At 55.7% G+C, this 6,084-nt stretch carries 6 protein-coding genes; all 6 read left to right on the top strand.

All coding sequences use genetic code 11. The features are described 5' to 3' along the window. The coding region (locus tag WA354_RS09770) for a hypothetical protein (protein WP_472812821.1) at positions 1–373 on the top strand (373 nt) is incomplete at its 5' end. 243 nt (positions 374–616) lie between these two features. After that, positions 617–2,974, top strand: a complete 2,358-nt coding sequence (locus tag WA354_RS09765) for an arylsulfatase (RefSeq protein WP_472812820.1) — start codon at positions 617–619, stop codon at positions 2,972–2,974. Positions 2,975–3,072: 98 nt separating this feature from the next. After that, a complete protein-coding gene (locus tag WA354_RS09760; protein WP_472812819.1) occupies positions 3,073–4,080 on the top strand; it encodes a SphA family protein in 1,008 nt (335 codons plus the stop codon). Positions 4,081–4,189: 109 nt separating this feature from the next. Beyond that, positions 4,190–4,594, top strand: coding sequence for a DUF2541 family protein (locus WA354_RS09755; RefSeq protein ID WP_472812818.1), 405 nt, complete (start codon positions 4,190–4,192; stop codon positions 4,592–4,594). Between the two features lie 195 nt (positions 4,595–4,789). Next, positions 4,790–5,674 carry a bile acid:sodium symporter family protein gene (locus WA354_RS09750; protein ID WP_472812817.1) on the top strand — a complete coding sequence of 295 codons (885 nt, stop codon included), beginning with the start codon at positions 4,790–4,792 and terminating at the stop codon, positions 5,672–5,674. Positions 5,675–5,744: 70 nt separating this feature from the next. Continuing rightward, positions 5,745–6,084 (top strand): sulfatase-like hydrolase/transferase (locus WA354_RS09745; RefSeq protein WP_472812816.1); only part of this gene is annotated, 340 nt, incomplete at its 3' end.

The raw sequence follows: 6,084 nt of genomic DNA, 5'->3' as shown, positions 1-6,084 counted from the left end.
GGAACGATACCGCGTTGGCAGGCCCCGCAGTCGGATTTGTAGCCCGCCACGGCAAGATGAATCTGGGCTTGTTCAATCAGAACTTGTTTGGCGCGGAAACAAGATTCTCGAGCCTGCAACCGATCGTCGCCTACGTTTTGCCACACGGCTGGTCCTTGGCACAGGCGACGCGCAGTGGAGCATCGACTGGACGCGTCCGGGCTTCGTCTACGTCCCGATCGGCATGCAGGTCGCCAAGGTAATGAAGCTCGGTGGCCAACCCGTACGCCTTCTCGTCAACCCGGAATACAACGCTCTGAGCACATCCAATTCGCCACATTGGAGCTTCCGCTTCGGGCTCACGATTTTGGCGCCTGCAAAACCGGGCAGATGAGATCTGCCTCAATACAGTATTTCTTCTGTGCTCTCCCCGAGTAGTTTTCCGAATACCCACTGGAACACGCCCGGGAATATCTTCAGTATGCAATAACTCTTCAAAAGAAACCGCTCTCAGACGGCGTGGCGAATCGCGATCGAAAGTAGATGGATGCATGAAACTCCGAATACATTCATTTCAAAGCAAAACAAATCCATCATCGCCGTTCCAACCCGTCAGTGGCAGTCAAGGAAGTGAAACATGGATCAAAAGCCATCAGCCGCCGCCACCGTATCTGCCGCGCCAACAAGCACACTCGGCGCCACAACTCCAAATGACGGCACGGTTCTGCCTTTTCCCCTGACACCAACAGCGAGTGTAGCCGCGCCTTCGCTGCAGGAATCGAAACACCAGCGACGCGTCGAAGAGAACCATCTGCCGAAAGATGCGCCCAACGTTCTGATCGTCTTGCTCGATGATGTCGGGTTCGGACTTGCTGAAACATATGGTGGACCGATCCACACTCCGACGCTGACAAAGATTGCGAATGAAGGCATCACCTATAACTCGTTTCATACAACGTCGATCTGCTCGCCCTCTCGCGCTTCCCTGCTGACCGGCCGCAACCATCAGCGAGTCGGATCCGGGACCATCGCGGAGCGCGCGCTCGATTTCGACGGCTACACCGGGGTGATCCCTAGGTCTTCTGCGACCCTCGCCAAGACTCTCGGCTACTACGGATATAAGACCGCTGCATTCGGCAAGTGGCACAACACGCCAGCGACAGAGACGACGGCAATGGGTCCATTCACTCTCTGGCCAACTGGAGAGGGCATCGGCTTCGACTATTTCTACGGCTTTCTCGCCGGCGAAACCTCCCAGTGGGAGCCCAGGCTGTTTGAGAACTTCAATGCCATCGAACCGCCTCACGACGAGAAATACCATCTCTCGTCGGACCTGGCCGACCGGGCATTGTCTTGGATGAAACGGCACAGATCATTTGCCCCCGACAAGCCGTTCTTCATGTATTGGGCTCCAGGCGCGGCACACGGACCTCATCAGATATTTAAAGAATGGGCCGACAAGTACAAAGGCCAATTCAACGACGGCTGGGATGCACTACGCGTGAAGACTTTCAACCGTCAGAAAGAACTTGGCTGGATTCCAGCCGAAGCCGAACTCACCCCGCGCGCCGACTCCATGGATTCATGGGACAGCATTCCAGATGCACAGCGGCCCTTCCAAATCCGGCTGATGGAAGTCTTCGCCGGTTTCGTTGAGCACGTAGACGCCCAGGTCGGAAGGGTAATCGACGGACTCGAAGAACTCGGCATTCGCGACAACACCATCGTCTTCTATATCTGGGGAGACAACGGCTCAAGCGCCGAAGGCCAACACGGTACCGTCAGCGAACTGCTGGCGCAGAACATGATTCCCAATACCATCGAGCAGCAGATCGAAGCCTTGAACAAGATTGGCGGTTTGGACGCGCTCGGCGGTCCGCAGACAGACAGCATGTATCACGCCGGTTGGGCATGGGCTGGCGACACACCGTTCCGGTACACAAAGCTGATCGCATCGCACTTTGGTGGAACGCGCAACCCGTTGGCTATCTCCTGGCCGGCCGGAATCAAGCCGGACAAGACGCCCCGTGCTCAGTTTCACCATCTCAACGACATTGTCCCGACAATCTACGAGATTCTCGGCATCAAGCCACCCGCAGTCGTAGACGGATTCACCCAGGATCCAATCGACGGCACGGGGATGGCCTATACGTTTGCAAACGCCGCCGCACCGGGCACAAAACTCACGCAGTATTTCGAAAACAACGGCAGCCGGGGTATCTATCATGATGGCTGGTTTGCGTGCACCTTCGGTCCGCTCACGCCTTGGGCGACGTCGAATCCCGGACTGGCAACGTGGGATTCACGGAACGATGTGTGGGAACTCTACGACATGCGAACCGATTTCACTCAGGCGCATGATCTTGCTGCAAAGGAGCCAAAGCGTCTGGCCGACATGCAGGCCTTGTTCCTGAAAGAAGCGGAAGCCAATAAAGTCTTCCCCATCGGCGCCGGAATCTGGACGCGCATTCACCCCGAGGATCGCACCAAGCCTCCCTATACAAGCTGGGTATTCGATGCGAATACCAGGCGCATGGCAGAGTTCGCTGCGCCCGGCCTCGGTCGCGAAAGCAATCACGTTGCGATTACCGCTGAGTTCGGCGAAAACGCTTCAGGGGTCCTCTATGCGCTCGGGGGCGCTGGCGGCGGCATGGCTCTCTATATCGATCAGGGCCAGCTTGTGTATGAGTACAACATGATGATCATCGAGCGATACATCGGTCGTTCGCCGGACAAGATTCGATCCGGAAAACACAAGATCGAGGTCGACACAAAGATTGCAAAGCCGGGCGCTCCGGCAGCCGTTTTGCTGACTGTGGATGGTGTGGAAGTCGCAAGCATTGACGTCAAACGTACCGTTCCCGCTGCCTTTACAGCGAGCGAGACGTTTGATGTGGGCGTCGATCTTGGTTCGGCGGTCTCACTCGACTATTTCGACAGGGCACCGTTCCCATTCAACGGAAAAATTGAAAGCGTGACGGTCGAACTCCGATAGCCGGTAAATCGCAAGCCACGCGATCGCATTGCAAAAGACGCATCATTCACCAACGGCGCAAGCTGATGCGCCGAGCCAGGAAAGCTTTGAGCACCTAAATGAAGAAGCACTTTGCAACGATAATTTACGCGACGGTCGCGTTCCTTAGCGGCGTCGTAATGATGTCGACTTCATGTACGGCAAGAGCCGAAGAAGGCGGCTCGGGCCATTATTTTCCCGGCTCCATGGCTTCGTTCATTGACGGTGTAAGCCCAACGCCTGCATTTTTGCTTCGATACAACCAGATCTATTACAGCGGCTCGGTTGGCGCAAACAAGGCGATACCCATTGCGGGCAGTACTGCTTTCGGTCTTCACGCAACGTCGTGGGGAGAGGGGGCAACGATCTTTTGGCGCCCTGATGGTCACGGCATGATTCCCAGCAAGCACTGGAGCTACGCCATGTCCATGACTATCCCCTTCCTCCAGATGGACGTGAATGCGAATAGCGTGGTGCAGTTGCCTCCGTCTGCGGGCGGAACTCAGGTCATTATCGCGCGCGGAGGGAGCCTTGGCGCCATCGGCGACATCGTGGTGATCCCGCTCATGCTCAATTACAACTTCAGCCCAAATACCAACGTGAATTTCAGGGTAACCGAATATCTTCCGACGGGCGACTATGGCGTTGGCCGTTTGGCAAATACCGGCAAGAACTACTACACAACTGAGCCAACCCTCGCTGCGATTTACGTCGGCACAAAGAATGGTCGCGAGGCATCGCTCTTCGCGGGCCTCGACTTCAACAGCGAAAACAATGCAACACAATATAAGACCGGCGACCAGTTTCATCTCGATGGCACGCTGGCGCAGCACCTTCCGTTGATGAAGGGCCTCGCGGGTATCGGCGTTTCATCGTTCTATTACACCCAATTCACCGGCGACAGCGGTTCGGGCGCGACCCTGGGTAAGTTTGAAGGCAAAACAGCGGGTATCGGTCCAGTTGTCTCCTACATCAAGCCTTTCGGCCACAAACAACTTATGGCGGAACTGAAGTGGCTCAATGAGTACTACACCCACAACCGGCTGCAGGGAAACACCGTGTTCTTCAAGATTGCACTCAAGTGTTAACCTCCGTACTCCAGCAGTCTCCGAGATTTGAAGCTCCGACCGGGGTGCATCACTTGGCGGAATCGCTGACAACAGCTGAACGACTCAACCGATTTAAGGAGCAGATCACATGCAAAGAAAGACTTCAGTTTTGATCCTGGCGCTAATAGTCGCCATCGGTATAAGTGCCATGGCCCACGCAGGACCCCAGGCGGGTGGTTGGATGGTGCTCGGCCAGTCGCATGTCGATGGCAAATCCGACCACGACAAAATCAAGTGCGGCGACACCGGAACCTTTCGTGCGATCCAGTTGCGCGTGAGCGGAAGCGCAGTGCAATTCGACAAGGTCATTGTTCGTTACGGCAATGGCCAGTCGGAAGAGATCGCTCTGCGCAATCAAATCCCTGCTGGCGGCAAAAGCCGGGACATCGATTTGCCAGGGGCACGACGCGCAATCGACAGAGTGGAATTCTGGTATCAGAAGGCGAGTTGGGGCAACAATCGTCCAACCGTGACGTTGTTCGGGATCCGCTAGAAACAGTTCACCGCCCAATCGTGTTGCGGTTGTTCGCAAAGCTATCGGGGGTTGCACCCGGTAGTTTTGCCAGTATCGGCATCATGTGAAGTCCGCCTAACGTTCCCGACGAAGAGGGATGATCGGACTTCAATACCCCGCCGCATTTTGGATTTAGTTCTGAAAGATCAATAGCGCGAGTAATCAGGTGAGAATATGACTCCTCAGGAAATGGTCGGTCTGGCATTAAAGGTGAGCATCTTGCTCACAGTCTTCGGATTTGGACTGCAAGCAACTCGCGATGACCTCCTGTATGTGCTGCGGCGGCCGGGTCTCATGGCACGTTCTCTGGTGGCGATGTTCGTGATCATGCCGCTCGTCGCCATCGCGTTGACATCCGTCTTCCATTTCCAGCTTCCAGTCATGATTGCGTTGATTGCGCTCTCGATCTCGCCGGTACCTCCGCTCCTGCCTCGAAAGATAGGCAAGGCGGGCGGCGTGGCGCCATACGGCCTGGGGCTGATGGTCACAGCGGCGACCTTATCGATTTTGTATATCCCGCTGGCTGTCCGCCTGATTGGCAACTACTTCCACGAGTCATTTGCCATGGGACCAATGGCGGTGGCGAAACTGATTCTCATGTCCGTGCTCCTGCCTATCGCGGCGGGCATCCTCTTTCAGAGGCTTCTACCTGCTTTGGCTGAGCGCATCGCAAAGCCCGTAGGACTGTTTGCAAAGATTATGCTAATGGCGGGACTGCTCGTAACCTTGGTCTTTGCCCTTCCAAAGTCTCTTGCGCTCATCGGCAACGGGACAATCGTAGCTCTCATCGCGTTTATTATCGTCGGCCTTCTTGTTGGCCATCTTCTCGGCGGGCCCGGTCCAGAAGAGCAAATCACGCTTTCGCTCTCAACTGCGTGCCGCCATCCTGCACTTGCAATCGCACTCGCAGCTGCAAACATTCCTAACGAGCACAACGTGTTCAGCGCGATCCTTCTCTACCTGGTGCTGAACGCAGTTATCACTGCCGCGTACATGTTCTGGCGACGCCGCAAGATCAAAGAGTCAGCGGAGCACGCGAGTAAGCAAGTAACTGCCTAGCCCGTAAGACGCAGTGCATCGTCCACTAAGATCCTCAACACAACATTGTCGCAATGAGAAGGGAATAGTCATGGCTCTCAAGGAATACAAACCCGGAACCGCATTCTCCGGCACGATTGGTCGCACGTATGAAGTTTCCTCACCAGCATGGCCTCAGCCGAAGCGCACGAAAGAAGGAGCACCAAATGTCCTCTTCATCGTCCTGGACGACACCGGTTACGGACATCTTGGATGCTACGGAAGTCCCATTGAAACCCCGAACATCGACGCATTGGCGGCCGATGGTCTTCGCTATAGCAACATGCATACGACGGCGCTCTGTTCGCCATCCCGCTCGTGCATCATCACCGGCCGCAATCACCATTCCAATCACGTGGCATGCCTCACAAACGCGTCAACAGGGTTCCCAG

The sequence above is a fragment of the Occallatibacter sp. genome (genome assembly GCF_049802275.1).
Taxonomy (GTDB): Bacteria; Acidobacteriota; Terriglobia; order Terriglobales; family Acidobacteriaceae; genus Telmatobacter.
The sequence above is the reverse complement of the archived record's forward strand: the minus strand, read 5'-3'. Positions and strand labels throughout refer to the sequence as shown.

Bases quoted from the DNA above. Each gene is read 5' to 3' on its own strand.
- WA354_RS09760 (WP_472812819.1), top strand. From the start codon at position 3,073: ATGAAGAAGCACTTTGCAACGATAATTTACGCGACGGTCGCGTTCCTT.
- WA354_RS09765 (WP_472812820.1), top strand. From the start codon at position 617: ATGGATCAAAAGCCATCAGCCGCCGCCACCGTATCTGCCGCGCCAACA.
- WA354_RS09750 (WP_472812817.1), top strand. From the start codon at position 4,790: ATGACTCCTCAGGAAATGGTCGGTCTGGCATTAAAGGTGAGCATCTTG.
- WA354_RS09755 (WP_472812818.1), top strand. From the start codon at position 4,190: ATGCAAAGAAAGACTTCAGTTTTGATCCTGGCGCTAATAGTCGCCATC.